This is a genomic window from Variovorax raffinosi (assembly GCF_051216615.1).
GTDB lineage: Bacteria > Pseudomonadota > Gammaproteobacteria > Burkholderiales > Burkholderiaceae_C > Variovorax.
On sequence record NZ_JBPJZR010000006.1, the window covers coordinates 227,378 to 248,216 of the forward strand.

The following is a 20,839-nucleotide window of genomic DNA, read 5'->3' on the forward strand; positions in this document are numbered from 1 at the left end:
CGAAAACCGTCCTTAGCCTTCTCAAAAGTTAGTAGACACAAACAAAACATACTGCTTTTCGGGCCCCAGATTTTTTTCGAGCCGGATGGTGGAACGTCGTAAACACCTCAAAAAAACGGCCCCAAACCCGACTGCCGGGTGGGGCCACTTGACGCCGACGCCAGATCAGCGTGCGGGACGGATCAGGGCGTATTGCGCCCAGTCACCACGCCGGAACAGCACGCTGAGCGCCTTGCTCTTGTCGGCCTTGCCAATGGCGGACTCGAATTCCCGTGCATTGGCAACCTCGACATTGCCCACGGCCAGGATGATGTCCCCTTCGCGCAGGCCGGCACGCGCAGCGGCGTCGCTGGCGGTATCGACCTTCACGCCGCCCTTCAGCTTGAGCTCTTTCTTCTGCGCATCGTTGAGATCGCTCACGGCCAGGCCGAGCGATTTGGCAGCGGCCGAAGCCGATGGCTTCTGCGCCGGCTCGTCGCGATCGGCTGCGCGCTTGGCAGGCTTGTCGGGTTCGATCTCTGCAATGGTCACGCTCAAGTCGCGCGAGGCGCCGCGGCGGAACACCGTGAGCGTGCTCTTGGTGCCCGGCTTGGTGTTGCCCACGAGACGCGGCAGATCGCTCGGCTTCTCGATGGGCTTGCCGTCGAACTTGGTGATGACGTCGCCCGGCTCGACGCCCGCCTTTTCACCCGGCGATCCGGCCTCGACGCCACGCACCAGCGCGCCCTGCGCCTTGCCCAGCCCGATCGCTTCCGCCACGTCCTTCGTGACCTGATCGATCTGCACGCCGATACGGCCGCGCGAAACGCGACCCGAAGTGCGCAACTGGTCGCTGACACGGATCGCTTCATCGATCGGGATCGAGAACGAGATGCCCATGAAGCCACCCGAGCGCGAGTAGATCTGGCTGTTGATGCCCACCACTTCGCCGCGCATGTTGATCAGCGGGCCGCCCGAGTTGCCAGGGTTGATGGCCACGTCGGTCTGGATGAACGGCAGGTATTCGCCGGTGTCGCGCTGCTTGGCGCTCACGATGCCTGCAGTGACGGTGTTCTCGAGGCCGAAGGGCGAGCCGATGGCCATCACCCATTCGCCCACGCGCAGCTTGGAGATGTCGCCCACCTTCACGGCAGGCAGGCCCGTGGCCTCGATCTTGACGACCGCGACGTCGCTACGCTTGTCGGAACCGACGATCTTGGCCTTGAACTCGCGCTTGTCGGGCAGCGTGACCATGACCTCGGAAGCATCTTCCACCACATGCGCGTTGGTCATGACATAACCATCGGCCGTCAGGATGAAGCCGGAACCCACGCCGCGCGGGCGTTCTTCTTCCTGGGGCTGCTGCGGCTTGGAACGCGGCCCTTGGCGCGGCGCGCCCGGAAGCGGCTGGCCGAAGAAGCGGCGGAAGAACTCCTGCATCTCCTCGTCCATCTCGCCGTTGGCGCCGCCGCCTCGCTGCGCGACCTTTTCGACGGTGCGAATGTTGACCACCGAGGGGCCGACCTGATCGACCAGATCGGTGAAGTCGGGCAGCGTGCGCGTCTGCGCATGGACCGACTCGACAGGCAGGAAGGCGGCGCCGGCCGTCACCGCCAGCGCAAAGGCCAGCAGGCCGGAACGAAGCTTGTGTCCCTCGACTTTGAAGATCATCGGTTTTCTTTCAAAAGAACAGAGCGGATAAAACAACAAATGCTGTGAGTCTGCGGCGCGTGCTTGGTTCAGCGCAAGGGACGCAGCAGGCGCTTTCGTGGTCCGTCAGCGCGTGCGTACGAGACTCTGCGCGAATGCATTGAGTGTCTGCTGCGGCACTTCACCGACCGCAGTCACCCACCAATCGCTCGCCGGCTCCGGCAGGCGACGGCGAATCGCGTTGGTGGCCCCGATGGTCAGTACGCCATCGCGAGGCGCGCGCACCGCGTCGTAACGCTCGATGAAAAGCGACACAGAGGCAAGGCCGTCGGAGAAGGTCCACTGGACCGTCGTGGCGTCGGACTTCGACGACTTGCCATCAGCAGCAGCCGGCCGCTTGAAGAAGCTTCGGGGCTTGAATCCGGGCACGGGTGTGCTGAGGGCCCAGCCTTCGTCCTGTGCGGTGGTTCGCTCCAACTCCAGCTTCTCGATGCGATAGCCCGAGGTGTTGGCCATCATTTGCGCCAAGGCCTGCGCCTTCACCGGGGCATCGAGCTGCAGTTCGGAGAACGCCGACTGCTCCACCACGCGGGATTCGCTGTCCACGGTTTGCAGCTTCACCACCAGCCCCGAGCGGCGCTCGCTCCAGATGCGGTAGCCGAAACGCAACCCGTCGTGCGGCACCAGCTGCACCACATCGGCGTCGAAGCCTGCCACACGGTCCTTGCCGATGGCACGCACGTCGTAGAAATCGCCGATCGACGAATCGGGCTTGTCCGGCAGATTCGGAAAGAGATCGAGGTTCTCGCGCTTTTCGACCTTGACGACCTTCACCTCCGGCAGGAAGGTCATGACATTGCGATTGCGCCGGAAGGTCGAACGCTGCGGCCCCGACAGGGCCTCGATGCGCTCGATCTGATGATCGCCGTCGCGCACATGCCAGATGCGCGCGCTCGACAGATCACCACCCGGCGCAGACACCACGAAGGTGCCTACATAGTTGCGCTGCCGGGCGCCCGCGTGCATGCGCTGCAACCATTCGGTCACGCTCATCGCGGGCGGCTCGTCCGTCTGCGCCGTCGCTGCACTCTTCGCATTCGCCGAGCCCGAGCGGGTCTGCGCGGTGGCAACCTGCGCCAGGCAAAAAGCTGCAAACACAAGCACGCAGGCGCGGGCGGAGATCGGCATCTGAACGGTCATTACAGGCAGCTAAGGGCGCGCACTCAGCGCGTGGGCCCCTCGAAGGTGGCGTTGCGCAGGAATCCGGAAGGCATTTGCGAAGCACCACCGGCTTGCTGATGCGCTTCGAGCAATTGATCGAGCCGCGGATCACGCAGCATGACTTGTGGACTGCCGTTGCCGACGATCACGCGAGTCGGGGTCAATGTGGCGCTGGCGGGCTGCTGGCCATTGATGGCTGCCGCTGCGAGGACGGAATTCACCGCCGGCTGTTGCTGCTGTTGGGTCGACGCGATCTGCGCGCCGGCCTGCGGAATCGCCGCACCGTTGCCGACCAGCGTCCAGCTGACGGCCACCACCGCGACCAGCGACGCAGCACCGGCCACCAGCTTCCAGCGGAACACCGGCTCGTTGGCCGCGTCCGCCCTGCGCTGTACAGGCAAAGCCGCCGCTACGGCCACAGGCGCCAGTACGGGTGCAACGACAACAGGTTCAGCAGCCAGTCGCTGCTGGAAACGCGCCAGAAACGCCGAGGTGTCGCTGCACGGCGCATGGGACCCCGAACGCAGGACATCGCCCATCGCGTGGTATTCCTGCCAGGCCGCGCGCGATTCGCCCTCGTTGCAGATCGCATCGATCGCCTGCGCGAACGCCTCGCCCTGCAAATGACCATCCGCAAGTGCGGACACCTGTTCCCGAACTGTCATCGACTGATTCATTTCATTCACCTGCTTGCTTACCAACGCTTGCCGGACTGGTTGTCCAACAGTGGCTTGACCTTGGCCGAAATGGCCTCACGCGCCCGGAAAATACGCGAACGCACCGTGCCGATAGGGCAATTCATGACCTCGGCGATCTCTTCGTAACTCATGCCCTCGATCTCGCGCAGCGTGACCGCCTGGCGCAACTCGGCCGGGAGCGCGTCCATGGCGACCTCGACGGCATTGGCGATTTCCTTCGCCGCCATGACCGATTCGGGGGTTTCGTCGCTGATTGGTTCGTTTCCAGGACGGTAAGTTTCATCGTCGTCGTCAGAAGACGGCCGCAGAGCGCTTTCGGAGACAGTCGGATCGCGCTTCATGTCCACCAGCGCCTTCTTGGCGGTGTTGACGGCGATCCGGTAGAGCCAGGTGTAGAACTGCGCCTCCCCACGGAACTGGTGCAGCGCCCGGTAGGCCCGAATGAAGGTTTCCTGCGCAATGTCCTCGATCAGGTCGACATCGCGCACCATCCGGCCGATCAGGCGTTCGATGCGGCGCTGGTACTTGATGACCAGCAGCTCGAAAGCCTTCTGGTCGCCCGCAACCGTGCGTTGGACCAGTTGGAAATCGACCTCGCCCGGACGCGGCGCCTCGGCGGACGCATCGGTCAGGCCGGAGTCCGGTGGCACGGGAGGCGGGGAAGTGGTCATTGACGAAGGTTCAGGGCGCGTCGGCAGGTGCCGTCGCGCGCCAGGGGTCGCCAGCGGGTGCTGCGGAGGGAGCGCGCGAATATACCGCGCGACGCACATCGCGCCAGCGCTCCGGCATGGCCCGGCGTTCGATCCAGATCCAGCGCCGAGCACGGCCGGGCTCACAGAGCCTGACCAGCATCAGCGACTGGAAATCGAGGGCGACCGAGGCTTGAGCCGCGCGAACGCCGCGAGTGGTGTCGGCGCCCGTCAAGGACCAGCAAAGTCCGTCGAAGTGCAGAACCTCTGCGCCATCGCGCCGCAAGCCGAAGCCGGCGGCAACACCCGAAAACACGACACTGAGAACCAGCAGGAGCTGGCGCCATCCGGCACTATCCAGCAGATAGCAGGATGCGCCCGCACAACAAGCGCCCAGGGCCCAAAGGACAATCAAGATCCGGGTTGCGCCACGCGAGCGCCCCACCGGATAGGTCACCGACGGTGCGCTGTGCATGAAAGAGCAATGCTCAAGCGCGCTTGAACACCAGCGTGCCGTTGGTGCCCCCGAAGCCGAAGTTGTTCTTGACCGCGACATCGATCTTCAGATCGCGCGCCTCGTTGGCGCAGTAGTCGAGATCGCACTCCGGATCCTGGTTGAAGATGTTGATGGTCGGCGGGCTCTTCTGGTGATGCAGCGCAAGCACTGTGAACACCGATTCGATGCCGCCCGCGCCGCCCAGCAAGTGGCCGGTCATGGACTTGGTCGAATTGACGACGATCTTCTTCGCGTGATCGCCAAAGGCGAGCTTGACCGCGTTGGTCTCGTTGAGGTCGCCGATCTGCGTCGAAGTGCCGTGCGCGTTCAGGTACTGAACCTCGTCGGCGTTGACGCCGGCATTGGCCAGTGCCATGGCCATCGAACGACGCGGGCCGTCGACGTCGGGCGCGGTCATGTGGTACGCGTCACCGGTCAGGCCGAAGCCCGAGACTTCCGCGTAGATCTTGGCACCGCGCGCCTTGGCATGTTCGTACTCTTCGAGCACCAGCACGCCGGCGCCCTCGCCCAGCACGAAGCCGTCGCGGTCCTTGTCCCACGGGCGCGAAGCTGTTGCGGGATCGTCATTGCGGGTGCTCAGCGCGCGAGGCGCGGTGAAGCCGCCAATGCCGAGCGGAGAAATTGTCGATTCGGCGCCGCCCGCGATCATCACGTCGGCATCGCCGTACTCGATCATGCGTGCCGACGTGCCGATGGCATGCAGGCCGGTGGTGCAGGCGGTCACGACGGCGATGTTCGGGCCCTTGAAGCCGTACTTGATCGACACGTGGCCCGAGATCATGTTGATGATCGAGGCGGGCACGAAGAACGGCGAAATGCGGCGCGGGCCGCGGCTCGCGTATTCGCCATGCGTCTGCTCGATCATCGGCAAACCGCCGATGCCCGAGCCGATGTTGCAGCCGATGCGCACGGCCTCTTCATAGGACAGTGCGTCGCCGGTCGGCAGTCCGCTGTCCTGTACCGCCTGGATGGCGGCGGCGAGTCCCAGATGAATGAAGCGGTCCATGTGACGCGCTTCCTTCTCCGAGATGTATTGGGTGATGTCGAAACCCTTGACCTCACCGGCGAACTTGCAGGCGAAGGCGCTTGCATCGAACGCGGTGATGTTCGCAATGCCCGACTTCCCGGCCAACAGGTTGGCCCAGGATTCGGTTGCGGTGTTTCCGACAGGAGCGATGCAACCGAGTCCGGTCACGACGACGCGGCGTTTGGTCATGCCGGCAAACCTTTCTGGAAGCGCTGTACAACAGCCTGTCGGCGCATGCGGTTCAGAGAAGAACCGCCGGCCGCAGACGCGATGTTGTCAGCTGGCCGATCAGGCCTTTTGATTCTTGGTGGCGTAGTCGACGGCGTTTTGCACCGTGGTGATCTTCTCGGCGTCTTCGTCGGGAATCTCGATGCCGAACTCGTCTTCGAGTGCCATCACGAGTTCGACCGTGTCGAGCGAGTCGGCGCCGAGGTCGGCCACGAAGGCCTTTTCATTCGTCACTTGGGACTCTTCCACGCCGAGTTGCTCGGCGATGATTTTCTTGACACGTGCTTCGATATCGCTCATTTGGTTCCCTCTGAGGGTTTGTAGGTAATCGGTGGATTTTAGCCGGGCGCATTGTGGCATTTGCCGTGCACCCGGTACGGGGAAAGATTGCGCCTTGCGGCTACATGTGCATGCCGCCGTTGACGTGCAGCTCCTGCCCCGTCACATAGGAGGCTTGGGGCGATGCGAGGTAGGCCACGGCGTGCGCGATGTCGGCCGGCTTGCCCAGGTGGCCCAGCGGGATCTGCTGGAGCAGCGCCTGTTGCTGGGCTTCCGGGAGGCTGGCCGTCATGTCGGTTTCGATGAAACCGGGAGCGACGCAGTTGACCGTGATGTTGCGGCTGCCGAGTTCACGGGCCAGCGCGCGGGTCATGCCCGAGACGCCGGCCTTGGCGGCCGCGTAGTTGGCTTGTCCGGCGTTACCCGAGGCGCCCACCACGCTGGTGATGCTGATGATGCGACCGTAGCGCTGCTTCATCATCGGGCGGATCACGGCGCGCGACAGGCGAAAGACAGCCTTGAGATTGGTGTCGAGCACTGCGTCCCAGTCGTCGTCCTTCATGCGCATGGCGAGCGTGTCGCGCGTGATGCCGGCATTGTTGACCAGCACGTGGATGGCGCCGTAGGCCTTCACGATCTCGTCGATGAGGGCTTCGACGGCAGCGCCGTCGTTCACGTCAAGCGCACGGCCGCGGCCATCGAAGGCGCTGAGGGCCGAGGTGATCTTCGCCGCGCCTTCGTCGGTGGTGCCGGTGCCCACGACCTTGAGGCCGCGCTGGGCAAGCTCCAGCGCGATCGCCGCGCCGATGCCGCGCGATGCGCCGGTGACCAGGGCGACTTGCCCTTCGAATTTGGGAATGCTCATAAGAAAAAGTATCGGACCTTGCTTGCGCCGTTCAGCCGGCGAGCGATTGTCGGGTTTCCGCGAGCGTGGCCGGGTCGTACACCGACGCGGCTTCCAGATCGGGGGTAATGCGCTTCACCATGCCGGCCAGCACCTTGCCAGGGCCGCACTCGATGATGGCGGCTACACCGCGCAGTTTCAAGGCCTGAATGCTTTCGACCCAGCGAACCGGACCTGCAGCCTGGCGCACCAACGCGTCGCGGATGCGGTCCGCGTCAGTTTCGATGGCCACATCGATGTTGTTCAGCACTGGGATCTGCGGTGCAGCCAACGTGATGCCGGCGAGCTTTTCGCGCAGCGCTTCGGCTGCGGGCTTCATGAGGCTCGAATGGAACGGCGCCGACACGGGCAGCAGCAGCGCGCGCTTGGCGCCGTTGGCCTTCAGCAGCTCGCAGGCCTTGTCGACCGCCGCCTTGCTGCCGGCAATCACCGTCTGCATCGGGTCATTGAAATTCACGGCCTCGACGATCTCGGCGCTGTCTGTACCGAACGTTGCCGCAGCTTCCGCACAACCCGCCACGACCTTGCCGGATTCCATGCCGAGAATCGCCGCCATCGCGCCGACGCCCACAGGCACAGCCTGCTGCATCGCTTGCGCACGGAAACGCACGAGCGGCGCCGCCTGTGCGAGCGTCAGCACGCCGGAGGCGACCAGCGCCGAGTACTCGCCCAACGAATGACCAGCCACCACGGAAGGCGTTGCACCGCCTTCGGCCAGCCAGGCGCGCCACGCGGCGACGCCAGCCACCAGCATCACGGGCTGGGTGTTGGTGGTGAGCGCCAGCTCTTCCTTGGGGCCCGCCTTGATCAGCGCGCCGACGTCTTCGCCCAGCGCATCGGAGGCTTCGCGCAGGGTTTCGGCCACGGCCGGATGGTCACCCCAGGCGTCGAGCATGCCGACCGCCTGCGAGCCTTGACCCGGAAAGACAAAAGCAAAGGATTTCATTGTTTTATGCGTCATATCGCATTGCAGCCCTCGTCGAGAGGCCGCAACACGCTACAGATTCAATAGCACCGCGCCCCAGGTGAAGCCGCCGCCCACGCCTTCGAGCATGAGGGTCTCACCCTTCTTCACCTTGCCGGAGCGCACCGCTTCATCGAGCGCCAGCGGGATCGAGGCAGCCGACGTGTTGCCATGCTCGTTGACCGTGACGATCAGCTTCTCGCGCGGCAGCTTCAGCTTTTTCGCCGTGCCTTCCATGATGCGGATGTTGGCCTGATGCGGAATCAGCCAGTCGATGTCGGCCTCGGTCTTGCCGGCCTTGGCCAGCGTGGCGCGCGCCGCTTCTTCGAGCACGCGGACCGCGAGCTTGAACACGGCCTGCCCATCCATGTGCAGCAGCGGCGTGCCCAGCACGTTGCCACCCGAGACGTGGCCCGGCACACACAGAATGCCGACGTGCTTGCCGTCGGCATGCAGGTCGCTGGCAAGAATGCCCGGCTCTTCGCTGGCTTCAAGCACCACTGCACCTGCGCCATCACCGAACAGCACGCACGTGGTGCGGTCGTTGAAATCGAGGATGCGGGAGAACACTTCGGCGCCGACCACCAGCGCGCAACGCGCCGTGCCGGTGCGGATCATCGCGTCGGCAACGGTCAGCGCGTAGACAAAACCGCTGCAGACGGCCTGCACGTCGAAGGCCGGGCAGCCGGCAATGCCAAGCTTGTGCTGGAGGATCGCGGCCGACGACGGGAACACCATGTCGGGCGTCGAGGTAGCGACGATGATCAGGTCGATATCGCTGGCCTTGCGGCCCGCGGCTTCCAGGGCGTGCCTGGCGGCCTCAAGACCGAGATCGCTGCTGCTGACTTCCGGCGCGGCAAAGTGACGCGCGTGGATGCCAGTGCGCTCAATGATCCACTGGTCGGAGGTTTCTATACCGCGTGTGGCCAGTTCCTTGGCAAGGTCGTCATTGGTCACGCGGCGTGGGGGCAGATAACTGCCGGTGCCGGTAATGCGTGAAAAAGGGGTCATCAAACGTGAAGGGCCGTCGCGTCGACCGGCGCCGCCGGTTCCTGCCGCGCGAGCAATGGCGCGGCGTGGGCGATGCGGGCCCGCACGCGATCGAGCAGGTTGTTGCGAGCGGCATCATAAGCGCGATCCAGCGCATAGCCGAAAGCCACTTCGTCGGCCGAGCCATGGCTCTTGAAAACCAGGCCACGCAGGCCCAGAAGTGCCGCGCCGTTGTAGCGCCGGTGATCAACACGGCCTTTGAATGCTTTTAGGACCGGGTAAGCAACAATTGCTGCAATTTTGGTGAAGACGTTTCGCGAAAACTCCGCCCGAATGAATTCCTGGATCATCGAAGCCACGCCTTCGCTGGCCTTCAACGCCACATTTCCGACAAATCCATCGCAAACGATGATGTCGGTCGTGCCCTTGAAAATGTCGTTACCTTCCACGTTGCCGTAGAAGTTCAAATCTTTGGAGTTGGCAGCCGTACGCAGCAGTTGGCTCGCTTTTTTGATCGTTTCACTGCCCTTGATGGCTTCTTCGCCAATATTGAGCAGGCCGACCGACGGCGACTCATTGCCGGTCAGCGCCGAGACGAGCGCCGAGCCAAGCACGGCAAACTGAAGCAGGTCCTCGGCGTCGCAATCGACGTTCGCACCCAGGTCGAGCACGGTCGTTGCCCCGCCCTTGGCGTTCGGCAGTTGCGGCGCAATGGCCGGACGATCAATGCCATCGAGCGTCTTGAGCAGGTAGCGCGCAATGGCCATCAGCGCGCCGGTATTCCCGGCTGAGATGGCGGCCTGCGCAGTGCCGTCCTTGACCTGCTGGATCGCAACACGCATCGAAGAGTCTTTCTTCTTGCGCAACGCGATTTCGACAGGATCGTCCATGCCCACCACCTCGCTGGCAGCAACGATACGGGCGCGTGGATGTGCGGCAAAGCCCGCCAGTGCAGCTGGCGCGCCGACCAGCAACAACGAGGCTTCGCTGTGCCGCTCGAGAAACGCGCGGCAGGCCGCAAGCGTGACGCGCGGCCCATGGTCGCCTCCCATGCAATCCACGGCGAGCGTGATTGCAGAAGGCGCAGCAGCGGATTCGGAAAGGGAAGACGTAGCCATCAAAACAAAGGCCCGACGCTACAGCAGAAGTAGCTTCGGGCCTCGGCCTTGGGATGCGAGATCAGGCTTCAGACTTGTTCTTGAGCACCTGACGGCCACGGTAGAAACCGTTGGGGCTGATGTGGTGACGCAGATGCGTTTCGCCGGTGGTCGGCTCCACGGCGATGCCGGGCACGACCAGCGCATTGTGGGAACGGTGCATGCCGCGCTTGGAAGGCGACTTCTTGTTTTGCTGGACGGCCATGATGGCTCCTGGACTGTTAGGTGAGTGATTGGATACGGGCTCAAGCGGTGGCAATGCAGCGGCATGTATGGAATGCCTTTATCTGCATCGCTGCTCACGGCGGCGCGCGCGAAGCCCATGATTATAGCCCAGCCTGGGGAAAAGGGCTAGTTGCCCTCTCCCGGCTTGCGCGAACGCAACGCTCCGAGCACCGCAAAGGGGTTCGGCTTGGCCTCTTCGGCCGCCTGGAAGTCCTCGTCGCTGGACGAGAGCTGGACCGGTACGGGGCAGACGTCGTGGATGGGCGTGACGGGAATTTCCATCAGAAGCTCGTCCTCGATCAGCGTCTGGAGGTCGAAATCCCGACTGATGACCAGCAGGTCTTCTTCGGATTCCTCATCTTCGGCTTCCGCCGTGGCCTCATCGGCCACGAAACGGAACCAGCGATCGACCGACAGCAAGGTGTCGACGGGCGACAGGCAACGCTGGCAAACCAGCGGAACGGTGGTTTCCGCCTCCAGATGCAGCCAGGGCGTCGCCTTGCCGTCTGCACCGGGGCGCTCCTCGGCGCTCGCCTCCCACTGGACCACCGCGTCAGGCGCAGGCGCCGCCAGTTCGGCGGCCAGGCGCAAATAATTGGGAACCGGGTCAGCAGCCTCAAGGGATGCGGCGGCCGCAGCAAATGCAGGCACGTTGAGCCGTTCGGGGACAAATTCTCTGTTCATCCGCGCCAGTCTATCGCGCCCGCCGCTTTCCCGACATCGGGATGCCGGTGGGTTTTGAACGGCTCACGCACAATCATCCCCATGCAACGCTCTGTGATCCTCGCCTCGACCTCGCGCTACCGCCGCGAACTGCTCAATCGGCTGCGACTGCCCTTCGACGTGCAGTCACCTGAAGTCGACGAAACGCCGCTGGCCGGCGAAACGCCACACGATCTGGCCGTGCGCCTGGCGCTCGAAAAAGCCAATGCCGTGGCCGCCCGCTTCCCCGAAGCGGTGGTCATCGGTTCCGATCAGGTGGCCGACCTGGCCGGCGAAGCCCTCGGCAAGCCCGGCGACCACGCCCGCGCCACCGCCCAGCTGCGCCGCATGCGCGGCCAGACACTGATATTCCAGACCGCCGTGGCCGTCGTCTGCCATGCGACAGGCTTCGTCCAGCGCGACATCGCACCGGTTCGCGTGGTGTTCCGCGATCTCAGCGACGCAGCCATCGAGCAGTACCTCCTGGCCGAACAACCTTACGACTGCGCAGGCAGCGCCAAGAGCGAAGGCATGGGCATCGCCCTGCTGAGCGCCATCGACAGCGACGACCCGACCGCGCTGGTCGGCCTGCCATTGATCCGCACCTGCCAGATGCTGCGCGCCGCGGGGGTTGAACTCCTGTGACACACGGAAAGCTCTACCTCGTCCCCGCACCGCTCGATTTCGGCTGCGACGTCCAGGCCCCGCTGCAAGACGCGCTGCCACTGGGCACGCTGCAGGCGGCTGCCGGCATCACCCACTGGATCTGCGAGAACGCCAAGTCCGCGCGCGCCTATCTGAAACGCATCGACGCCGTCACGCCACTGGCTGCGCCCCTGCAGGCGCAGAACATCCAGGAACTGCCGCGCGAAGTGCACAAGAAAGGCGATCACGCCGGCCAGTTCGACGCCCGCCCCTTGCTCGCCGCCGCACTCGAAGGCCACGACATCGGCCTGCTCAGCGAAGCCGGAATGCCGGCCGTGGCCGACCCGGGTTCTTCAGTGGCGCGCGCCGCGCACGACCTCGGCATTGCCGTGGTCCCGCTGACCGGCCCGGTCTCGCTGCTGCTCGCGCTGGCGGCCAGCGGCCTCAACGGCCAGAACTTCGCCTTCGTCGGCTACCTGCCGCAGGACGCGAGCGAGCGCCAGGCCCGAATTCGCGAACTCGAAGCGCTCGCACTCAAGACCGGCCAGACACAGTTGTTCATTGAAACGCCCTACCGCAACACCGCGCTGCTGCAGGCCCTGGTGCAAACGCTGCAGCACAACACCCGCCTCGCAGTGGCGCGCGGCCTCACGCTCGCCACCGCCCACGTGCGCAGCGAAACGGTAAAGGGCTGGCGCGCCAAGCCGCAACCCGGCGTGGACGAACGCCTGCCCGCCGTGTTCGCGATCGGTCGCTGACGATGGTGGCCGTGACCGCTGGCACGCGCTGGGCTTCGCGTGCGCAGTTCTTTTCCGCCGGCTTCATCTTCGCGACCTGGGGCGTGCATGTGCCTACGGTGAAAGCGCACTACGGCATCGACGAAGCCCAGCTCGGACTGGCGATGCTCGCGGCCGGCGCCGGCGCGATGTTCGGGCTGACCAGCGCGGGGCGCTGGATCGGGCGCTACGGCCCGCGCCGCGTGGCCGGCATCTGCGGTTGCATCTATGCGCTGCTGCTCACCGGCCTGATCGCCGTGCCGGGCTATGCCGCGCTGCTGGTGCTGCTGGCCGCCTTCGGCCTTGTCACCAGCGTGTTCGACGTGTCGATCAACACCGAGGCGGCACAGCTCGAACTGCACGGCGGCACGCCGTTGATGAGCGGCATGCACGGCATGTTCAGCCTGGGCGGCATGGCCGGCGCCGCAAGCGGCAGCGCGGCGCTTGCGGCCGGACTCGGGGCACAGGCACACCTGTTGCTGGTGGCCGCGGTCATGGTGCTGGTTGTCGCCGTGGCTTCGACACGCATGTTGCCCAAGCCCGCTACTGCAGGCGATGGAGCCGACGCCGATCACAGCTTTCGCCTGCCGCGCGGTGCGCTGGCGGTGCTGGGGACGCTTGCCGCACTGGGCCTGATCGCCGAAGGCGCGATCTACGATTGGAGCGTTCTCTATATGCAGCAGGAAATCGGCGCGCCGCAGCAGCAAGCCGCGCTGGCCTACGCGAGTTTCTCGGCGGCCATGGCTGCAGCGCGCTTCGGTGGCGATGCGATGCGTGCCCGCTTCCAGCCGGCCGCGCTGTTGCTCGGCAGCGGCCTGCTCGCAGCAGCCGCCATGACGCTGGTGCTGCTCACCAACCTGCCCTGGCTCGCCTTGATCGGCTTTGCGGGTGTGGGCGTCGGCTTTGCCAATGTGGTGCCGATCCTGTTCTCGGCCTCGGCGAAGGTGCCAGGCGTCGAGCCGGCCCGCGGCATTGCTGCAGTGTCGGCCGTGGCGTATCTGGGGTTCATGGCAGGCCCCGCGGTGATTGGCCTGCTGGCGCGGGCGACCTCGTTGACCGCCGCGCTCTATGTGGTCGTGGTTTTCGCCGTCGCGCTGGCGGCTTCGGCGCGCTACACCGCCAGCGGCGAAAACCGATAACGGCAGCGGTGAATCAGCGCAGCGCCGGCGTGTAGTTCTGCATCAGGCGCACCGTGGTTTCAGCCATGGAGGCGCCGAACTTCTTCGCCAGCTTCTCGGCCACGTTGTCGCGGCGCGTGTAGTCGATCACCTCGTCGGCCTTGATGACTTCGCGTGCCACGTAGTCGACGTTGCCCAACTGGTCGGCCAGGCCGTACTCGACGGCTTGCTCGCCGCTCCAGAACAGGCCGCTGAAGAGGCCCGGGGTGTCGAGCTTCAGGCGATCGCCGCGGCCGGTCTTCACCACATTGATGAACTGCGCGTGGATCTGGTTCAGCATGGTCTGGGCGTGGGCGCGTTGCGCATCGCTCATCGGGCTGAACGGATCGAGAAAGCCCTTGTTCTCGCCAGCGGTCAAGAGGCGACGCTCGACACCAACCTTTTCCATCACGCCGGTAAAGCCGAAGCCGTCCATCAGCACGCCGATGCTGCCGACGATGCTGGCCTTGTCGACGTAGATCTTGTCGGTGGCGGCGGCAATGTAATAAGCAGCAGAGGCGCAGGTTTCCTCGACCACGGCATAGACCGGCTTCTTGTGCTTGGCCTTCAGCCGCTTGATCTCGTCGTTGATGATGCCGGCCTGCACCGGGCTGCCGCCAGGCGAGTTGATCAACAGGACCACGCCCTTGGCGCCGTCATCCTCGAAGGCAGTCTTCATGGCCGCGACCACGAATTCCGCGCTCGCATCCCCACCGGCGGCGATCTCGCCCTTGATCTCGACAACGGCCGTGTGGGCGGTGGTCTTGGCGGTGCTCGGCGTGCTGCGCGAAAGCGCGAACCACGCCAGAAAGATGAAGAAGGCGAGCCAGGACAGACGCACGAAGGTCTTCCAGCGGCGCGTGGCCTTCTGCTCGCCCAGCGCGGCGAAGGCGAGCTTTTCAAGCGTTGCGCGCTCCCAGCCGGGGCGCTGTGTGGGGTCTTGAGCCATGTTCTTGGAGGTGTCCTGCGAAGGCGTGATGGGAGCTACCGGCTCAAACGGATCGAAACCTTCAGGTTCTCTGCGATTCGAATCGGTCATGTGTCAGAAGATGAGGGGTTGGAGGTTCCAGTCAGTATGCCAGTGCACCACCCCGTCATGCTCGCTCAGCGCGATCTTCACGAGGCCGCCACGGCAAGGCCCGCCTGCGCATTCGCCGGTATCGGGCCTGTAGACCGCGCCGTGCGTCGCGCACAGCAGCCACTGGCCGGTGTCATCGAAGAAGCGGTCGGGCTGGAAATCCATCTCCATCGCGACATGGCTGCAACGGTTGAGATACGCATGGGGCAGCCCCTCGAAACGCACCGCGAAGGCGCGGCAGGTTTCCCCGCCATGGACCACGTCGAACGGCACGGCATGGCCGCCTTCGACCAGGTCCGCGGCATTGCACAGCGGGATGCGTTCTTCGCTCATGACGAAATTCTCAGGCGTTGTCGAGGAGCCACGTTTCCAGGCTGGCGACCGTGTGGGCGACGAACAAGGGCTTGAATTCGTCGAAGCTGGCGGGCTCGTGGGCGCCGTAGCTCACGCCCACGCTGGGGCAGCCGGCGTTCTGCGCCAGTTGCAGGTCGTGCGTGGTGTCGCCGATCATCAGGGTGCGTTCCGGCGTCACGTCGAGTTCTTCCATCAGCTCCAGCAGCATGCGCGGGTGCGGCTTGCCGAAGGTCTCGTCGGCGGTGCGCGAGGCATCGAAGCGATCGCGCAGTGCGACCGACTTCAGTGCCTCGTTCAGCCCACGGCGCGACTTGCCGGTGGCCACCGCCAGCTTGTGGCCGCGCGCACGCAGCGCGTCGATCATCTGCAGGACACCGTCGAACAGCACGAGGTCGTCCTGATGCTGCAGGTAGTGGTAGCGATAGCGGGCGCCGAGTTCGGGGTATTTTTCCTTGGGCACATCGGGCGCCGCGCGCGCCAGCGCCTCGGCCAGGCCCAGGCCGATCACCCAGGCGGCGTCGTTTTCGGTCGGCTTGGCACCGCCGACGTCGATCACCGCGGCCTGGATGCAGCGCACGATCAGTTGCGTGGAGTCATAGAGGGTGCCGTCCCAATCGAAGGCGATCAGGTCGAAGCGAAGAGGTCTGGAGGAATCAGTCATGGGACGTGGGAGTGGGGTGTTGGGCCAGCGCGTCGAGCGCGGCGGGCGACATCAGCGCATGCAGTTCGGGCGGCAGGTCGGTCTGCAGCGCGACACGCTCACCGCTGGCCGGGTGGTTGAACTGGAGCCGCCAGGCGTGCAGGAACATGCGCTTGAGGCCAAGCTTCTGCAATGCGCGCTGGCGCTCGAAGTCACCGTATTTGTCATCGCCGGCAATTGCATGACCGGCGGATGCCAGGTGAACGCGAATCTGATGGGTGCGGCCAGTCTTGATGGTCACCGCAAGCAATGACAGCGGCGTGGCATCGCCCGGGAGCGCAAGCCGCGCCAGCACGCGCACCAGCGTCACAGCGCGCATCGCATCCGGATGGTCCTTGGCAACCACGCGCACGCGGCGCTCGCCGGCACCGGCCGTGCCATCCGGGCCCGGCAGCAGGTATTTGGCGAGCGGTGCGTCGAGCACCTTCTTGTTGGCTGGCCAGTTGCCTTCGACCAGCGCCAGGTAGGTCTTGCCGGTCTCGCGCTCGCGAAACTGGTCCTGCAGTGCGAGCAGCGCGCTTCGCTTCTTGGCAACCAGCAGGATGCCCGAGGTTTCGCGGTCCAGCCGATGCACCAGTTCCAGGAACTTGGCGCCCGGCCGCGCCGTGCGCAGTTGCTCGATCACGCCAAAGCTGACGCCGCTGCCACCATGCACCGCCACGCCGGCGGGCTTGTCGATGGCGAGCACCGCATCGTCTTCCAGCAGCACGGGGAATTCGCGTGCCGGTGCGGGTGGGGCTGCGCCCTCCTCCGCGCGCGGCGAAATCCGCACCGGCGGCAGCCGCAACACATCGCCGACCTCGATGCGGGTTTCAGCCTGCGCCCGGCCCTTGTTGATGCGCACCTCGCCCGACCGGATGATCCGGTAGACATGCGTCTTCGGGACGCCTTTCAGATGGCGGAACAGGAAATTGTCCAGCCGCTGCCCGGCGGATTCGGCATCGACCGTGAGGAATTTGATGGCCGAATGCGGCGCCGCGGTTTCACCTGAGGCTTTTTGGCCTGAGGGATTTGGAGCGGTCTCGGGGCTTTGCTTCGCACCTATAATGTTTTTCACCAGCGCGGTCGTGTAAGTGCTTGATTAGACAGAAGTTTAGAGCACTGACGACAACGCTGTGAGGTCGATGCCGCTTTGGCGCCGAGCTGCAAACCCCGCGCAATTGCGCAAAGTGGCAGGCCAGGCACCCGAGTCAAGCCGACACCCACGAAACACCGATACGGAATACCCAGCCTGCAGCTTCCAAGCTGCCGGCGGATCGAAGCGAGTCCCTTGTTGTGTTGATGCTGCTGATTCAAATGTGCTTGCGCTGGCTGATGCCGGTGGCCTCAGGCATTGAATCGTCCGTAGCGCGCGCCACCCTTGCGCAACCGGCTATCAAAAAGATAGCTACTCAACACCGAATCTGGCTCGCGCCCATCCACGCGCCCCCACCCCGGCTGTCTTCTTGAGCTGACGCTCGAGAGGCCTGTCCGCGCCTGGCGCGGCAGTCACAGCATCCGGGGCCAAGCGGCAATTCCCCTGTTTCGCGGGCGTCGTCCGTGCATCGTTGGCCCTTCACGGGCTGCAGAACGATACATATAAGGACAACGCATCATGAAGCGGATGCTGATCAATGCCACGCAGCCGGAAGAGCGGCGCCTGGCCATCGTCGACGGGCAAAAGCTCCTCGACTACGAAATCGAGATCGAAGGGCGCGAACAGCGCAAGGGCAACATCTACAAAGCGGTCGTGACCCGCGTCGAGCCGTCGCTCGAAGCCTGTTTCGTCGACTACGGCGAAGACCGCCACGGCTTCCTGCCGTTCAAGGAAATCTCCAAGCAGTACTTCGCCGAAGGCGTGTCGGCCAGCCAGGCCCGCATCCAGGACGCGATCCGCGAAGGCCAGGAACTCACGGTCCAGGTCGAAAAAGAAGAACGCGGCAACAAGGGCGCAGCCCTCACCACCTTCATCTCGCTGGCCGGCCGCTATGTCGTGCTGATGCCGAACAACCCCCGTGGCGGTGGCGTTTCGCGCCGCATCGAGGGCGACGACCGCGCCGAACTCAAGGAGGCGATGGACCAGCTCGAGTACCCCAAGGGCATGAGCATCATCGCGCGCACCGCCGGCATCGGCCGCTCCGCGCCCGAACTCCAGTGGGACCTGAACTACCTGCTCAAGCTCTGGAGTGCCATCGACGGCGCGGGCAAGGGCGGCAAGGGCGCCTTCCTGATCTACCAGGAATCGTCGCTCGTCATCCGCGCCATCCGTGATTACTTCAATCACGACATCGGCGACATCCTGATCGACACCGACGACATCTACGACCAGGCGCAGCAGTTCATGGCGCACGTCATGCCCGAGCATGCCGCCCGCGTGAAGCGCTACCGCGACGACGCGGCCCTGTTCAGCCGCTTCCAGATCGAACACCAGATCGAATCGGCCTACGCTCGCACCGTGCAACTGCCTTCGGGCGGCGCCATCGTGATCGACCACACCGAAGCGCTGGTTTCGGTCGACGTGAACTCGGCCCGCGCCATCAAGGGCGGCGACATCGAAGAGACCGCCACCCGCACCAACCTCGAAGCCGCCGACGAAGTGGCCCGCCAGATGCGCCTGCGCGACCTGGGCGGCCTGATCGTCATCGACTTCATCGACATGGACGAGTCGAAGAACCGCCGCGAAGTCGAAAGCCGCCTGCGCGACGCGCTGCGCCAGGACCGCGCCCGTGTGCAGTTCGGCTCGATCAGCAAGTTCGGCCTGATGGAAATGAGCCGCCAGCGCCTGAAGCCGGCGCTGAGCGAAGGCTCGTCGATCCCCTGCCCCCGTTGCGGCGGCTCGGGCCACATCCGCGACACCGAATCGAGCGCGCTGCAAATCTTGCGCATCATTCAGGAAGAGTGCCTCAAGGACAACACGGCCGCCGTGCACGTCCAGGTGCCGGTCGAAGTGGCCTCGTTCCTGCTGAACGAAAAGCGCCCCGAAATCGCCAAGATCGAGCTCAAGCAGCGCGTCACCGTGCTGATGGTGCCCAACAAGACGCTCGAAACGCCGAACTACAAGCTCGAGCGCCTCAAGCACGACGATCCGCGCCTCGATCACATCGAAGCCAGCTACAAGATGGCTGACGAGATCGAAGACCCGACGGCCGTCACGCGCCGTTCGCAGGAGCCCACCAACAAGCAGACGCCGGTCATCAAGGGCGTGCTGCCCGATGCACCCGCGCCCGTGGTGCAGCCCAAGCCCGAAGCTGTGCGCGCGCCTGTCGCTGCAGCACCGGCACCGGTCGCTCCGCCCGTGGTGAGCGCGCCCGTTCCGGCGCAAAGCGGCTTCTTCGGCTGGATCAAGAACCTGTTCGGCGGCACGCCAGCTCCCGCTCCGGCGCCGGCACCGGCCGTGATTCCGGTCGAGGCACCGAAGCCCCGTCGCGATGGCCGTCCTGGCCGCGATGGCGAAGCACGCGGCGGCGCACGTGACGGCGAACAACGCCGTGGCGGCCGTGGTGGTGAAGGTCGCGGCGAAGGCCGTGGAGAAGGTGGCCGTTCCGGTGGTCGCGACGGCGAACGCCGTGGTGGCCGTGGCGGCGAGCGCCGTGAAGGTCGCGGCGGCGAAGGCCGCGAAGGTCGCAGCACCGAAGTCCGCAACGACGCCACCAACCCGGCGCGTGAACAACGCGAACCGCGCGAGCAACGTGAACCCCGCGAGCCCCGTGAAGCACGCGCACCGCGCGACGGTGAACAGCGCCGTGGTGGTCGCGGCGAGCGTCGCGAAGGCGAAGGCCGCAATGCACCGGCAGAGGCACTCGACGGCAACGTCAACCTCGAAGCCCAGCAACTGGCGCCGGGCGCCGTTGCAGGCGAAGAAGGCAATGCAGCGGAACGCGCACCGCGCGCCCGCCGTGAACGTGGCGAGCGCGGTGATCGTGGCGAACGTGGCGGTGACCGCAACGAACGCGGCGACCGCAACGCCGACACGCAGCAGCAGCCCCGCAGCGAAGCCGCCACCGGCGACGACGCAGCCCAAGGCGAGCGCCAGCCGCGCAACGGCCGTGACGAGCAACGCGCACCGCGCGGCGATCGCAATGACCGCAACGACGGACGCCGCGAGCGCCGCAACGACGCACCGCAGGTCGCCGGCGAAGCCGACAACACCCGCGTGGCCGAAGCAGCAAACGCAAGCGATGCCGACCAGGGCAACGACGCCGCCACCGGCAACAACGAGCAGGCACCGCGCCGCGACGGCGACGAGCGCCGTGGCCGTTCGCGTGACCGCTACGGCCGCGACCGCCGCGAACGCGGCCCGCGCGACGACAGCGAAGCCAACACGGCCGGCGCCCAAGTGGCAGAAGGCTCGGCCGCGGAAGCCGTCGCAGCCAGCGACGTGCAAGAAGCACCGGTGTCCCGCCAGCCGCAGCAACTGCCGCTGGTGTCGGAACGCGCCGAAGCGACTGCCGTTGCTACCGCACCGGAAGTTCGCGAGCCCGCTCCCCAGCAGGCCCGCGCCGAGCAGCGCCCCGCGCCAGCGCCTGCTGCTGCAGCGCCCGTCGTGGCCGAAAGCAGCAAGGCCGCAACGCCTGCCGCCAACGGTCGCGCACTGCCCAAGGTGCAAGCCTTTGAACTGCCGCTGAGCGAACTCGCCCAGATCGCCGAAAGCTCGGGCCTGCAGTGGGTCAACTCGGATGCAGACCGCATCGCGCAAGCGCGCGCTGCCATCGCCGCCGAGCCGAAGCCGGTCCACGTGCCGCGCGAACGCCCACCAGTGATCGTGCTCGACGAAGGCCCGCTGGTGCTGGTCGAAACCCGCCGCGACCTCGCCTCGATGTCGCTGCCGTTCGAGCAGGCTGCCGGCGACGCACAGCAGCAGCGCACGCTCTGAGCCCCCTGCTCAACTGCAAATGAAAACGGCGCCTCTGGCGCCGTTTT

21 protein-coding genes are annotated in these 20,839 nt (G+C 65.4%); 4 read left to right on the forward strand and 17 right to left on the reverse strand.

The window, feature by feature from the left end; translation table 11 throughout:
* Window positions 1-165 precede the first annotated feature (165 nt).
* The 13 genes from ACSFB7_RS19700 to ACSFB7_RS19760 all read right to left on the reverse strand — a co-directional run bounded on the left by ACSFB7_RS19700 (window position 166) and on the right by ACSFB7_RS19760 (window position 11,212).
* Window positions 166-1,650 carry a DegQ family serine endoprotease gene (locus ACSFB7_RS19700; protein ID WP_435473088.1) on the reverse strand — a complete coding sequence of 495 codons (1,485 nt, stop codon included), beginning with the start codon at window positions 1,648-1,650 and terminating at the stop codon, window positions 166-168.
* Between the two features lie 105 nt (window positions 1,651-1,755).
* Window positions 1,756-2,829: a MucB/RseB C-terminal domain-containing protein gene (locus ACSFB7_RS19705; protein ID WP_435473090.1), complete on the reverse strand. Its 1,074-nt coding sequence runs from the start codon at window positions 2,827-2,829 to the stop codon at window positions 1,756-1,758.
* Window positions 2,830-2,852: 23 nt separating this feature from the next.
* Window positions 2,853-3,527 carry a sigma-E factor negative regulatory protein gene (locus ACSFB7_RS19710; RefSeq protein WP_435473092.1) on the reverse strand — a complete coding sequence of 225 codons (675 nt, stop codon included), beginning with the start codon at window positions 3,525-3,527 and terminating at the stop codon, window positions 2,853-2,855.
* A 17-nt stretch (window positions 3,528-3,544) separates the two neighbouring features.
* Complete coding sequence (gene rpoE, locus ACSFB7_RS19715; protein WP_435473094.1) at window positions 3,545-4,219, reverse strand: RNA polymerase sigma factor RpoE; 675 nt, start codon at window positions 4,217-4,219, stop codon at window positions 3,545-3,547.
* A gap of 10 nt (window positions 4,220-4,229) precedes the next feature.
* On the reverse strand, window positions 4,230-4,712 hold the full coding sequence (locus tag ACSFB7_RS19720) for a hypothetical protein (RefSeq protein ID WP_435473096.1): 483 nt from the start codon (window positions 4,710-4,712) through the stop codon (window positions 4,230-4,232).
* A gap of 13 nt (window positions 4,713-4,725) precedes the next feature.
* Window positions 4,726-5,970 (reverse strand): beta-ketoacyl-ACP synthase II, encoded by a 1,245-nt coding sequence (gene fabF / locus ACSFB7_RS19725; protein ID WP_435473098.1) that lies wholly within the window; start codon window positions 5,968-5,970, stop codon window positions 4,726-4,728.
* 99 nt (window positions 5,971-6,069) lie between these two features.
* Complete coding sequence (gene acpP / locus ACSFB7_RS19730; RefSeq protein WP_007830471.1) at window positions 6,070-6,309, reverse strand: acyl carrier protein; 240 nt, start codon at window positions 6,307-6,309, stop codon at window positions 6,070-6,072.
* Between the two features lie 100 nt (window positions 6,310-6,409).
* Window positions 6,410-7,153: a 3-oxoacyl-ACP reductase FabG gene (gene fabG, locus ACSFB7_RS19735; protein WP_093236562.1), complete on the reverse strand. Its 744-nt coding sequence runs from the start codon at window positions 7,151-7,153 to the stop codon at window positions 6,410-6,412.
* Between the two features lie 31 nt (window positions 7,154-7,184).
* Window positions 7,185-8,138, reverse strand: a complete 954-nt coding sequence (fabD, locus tag ACSFB7_RS19740) for an ACP S-malonyltransferase (protein ID WP_435473100.1) — start codon at window positions 8,136-8,138, stop codon at window positions 7,185-7,187.
* A gap of 51 nt (window positions 8,139-8,189) precedes the next feature.
* Window positions 8,190-9,167, reverse strand: a complete 978-nt coding sequence (locus tag ACSFB7_RS19745; RefSeq protein WP_435473102.1) for a beta-ketoacyl-ACP synthase III — start codon at window positions 9,165-9,167, stop codon at window positions 8,190-8,192.
* Entirely contained in the window at window positions 9,167-10,264 is a 1,098-nt protein-coding gene (gene plsX, locus ACSFB7_RS19750; RefSeq protein ID WP_435473104.1) for a phosphate acyltransferase PlsX, read from the reverse strand. Before plsX ends, ACSFB7_RS19745 begins: the two co-directional genes overlap by 1 nt.
* A 61-nt stretch (window positions 10,265-10,325) precedes the next feature.
* Entirely contained in the window at window positions 10,326-10,508 is a 183-nt protein-coding gene (rpmF, locus tag ACSFB7_RS19755) for a 50S ribosomal protein L32 (RefSeq protein WP_007830466.1), read from the reverse strand.
* Between the two features lie 146 nt (window positions 10,509-10,654).
* Window positions 10,655-11,212: a YceD family protein gene (locus ACSFB7_RS19760; RefSeq protein ID WP_435473106.1), complete on the reverse strand. Its 558-nt coding sequence runs from the start codon at window positions 11,210-11,212 to the stop codon at window positions 10,655-10,657.
* Between the two features lie 81 nt (window positions 11,213-11,293).
* Between ACSFB7_RS19760 and ACSFB7_RS19765 the strand changes: the two genes are divergently transcribed.
* The 3 genes from ACSFB7_RS19765 to ACSFB7_RS19775 are packed head-to-tail and all read left to right on the forward strand — an operon-like array spanning window position 11,294 to window position 13,790.
* Window positions 11,294-11,875: a Maf family nucleotide pyrophosphatase gene (locus ACSFB7_RS19765; protein ID WP_435473108.1), complete on the forward strand. Its 582-nt coding sequence runs from the start codon at window positions 11,294-11,296 to the stop codon at window positions 11,873-11,875.
* The gene (locus ACSFB7_RS19770; RefSeq protein WP_435473110.1) at window positions 11,872-12,633 is read left to right on the forward strand and encodes an SAM-dependent methyltransferase; all 762 of its coding nucleotides are present in this window, start codon (window positions 11,872-11,874) and stop codon (window positions 12,631-12,633) included. The genes ACSFB7_RS19765 and ACSFB7_RS19770 overlap by 4 nt, the downstream gene beginning before the upstream one ends.
* Before the next feature lie 2 nt (window positions 12,634-12,635).
* The gene (locus ACSFB7_RS19775) at window positions 12,636-13,790 is read left to right on the forward strand and encodes an MFS transporter (RefSeq protein ID WP_435473112.1); all 1,155 of its coding nucleotides are present in this window, start codon (window positions 12,636-12,638) and stop codon (window positions 13,788-13,790) included.
* A gap of 13 nt (window positions 13,791-13,803) precedes the next feature.
* On the opposite strand, the gene ACSFB7_RS19780 is transcribed toward ACSFB7_RS19775, so the two are convergent.
* Genes ACSFB7_RS19780 through ACSFB7_RS19795 form a run of 4 tightly spaced genes read right to left on the reverse strand, consistent with a single transcriptional unit; the run spans window position 13,804 to window position 16,997 of the window.
* Entirely contained in the window at window positions 13,804-14,847 is a 1,044-nt protein-coding gene (locus ACSFB7_RS19780) for a S49 family peptidase (protein WP_435473114.1), read from the reverse strand.
* Window positions 14,848-14,850: 3 nt separating this feature from the next.
* Complete coding sequence (locus ACSFB7_RS19785; RefSeq protein ID WP_435473116.1) at window positions 14,851-15,219, reverse strand: Rieske (2Fe-2S) protein; 369 nt, start codon at window positions 15,217-15,219, stop codon at window positions 14,851-14,853.
* Window positions 15,220-15,229: 10 nt separating this feature from the next.
* On the reverse strand, window positions 15,230-15,901 hold the full coding sequence (locus tag ACSFB7_RS19790) for an HAD family hydrolase (RefSeq protein ID WP_187108323.1): 672 nt from the start codon (window positions 15,899-15,901) through the stop codon (window positions 15,230-15,232).
* Window positions 15,894-16,997, reverse strand: coding sequence for an RluA family pseudouridine synthase (locus ACSFB7_RS19795; RefSeq protein WP_435473118.1), 1,104 nt, complete (start codon window positions 16,995-16,997; stop codon window positions 15,894-15,896). The genes ACSFB7_RS19790 and ACSFB7_RS19795 overlap by 8 nt, the downstream gene beginning before the upstream one ends.
* A gap of 537 nt (window positions 16,998-17,534) precedes the next feature.
* On the opposite strand from ACSFB7_RS19795, the gene ACSFB7_RS19800 reads away from it, so the two are divergent.
* Window positions 17,535-20,792 (forward strand): Rne/Rng family ribonuclease, encoded by a 3,258-nt coding sequence (locus ACSFB7_RS19800; RefSeq protein ID WP_435473120.1) that lies wholly within the window; start codon window positions 17,535-17,537, stop codon window positions 20,790-20,792.
* Window positions 20,793-20,839 lie beyond the last annotated feature (47 nt).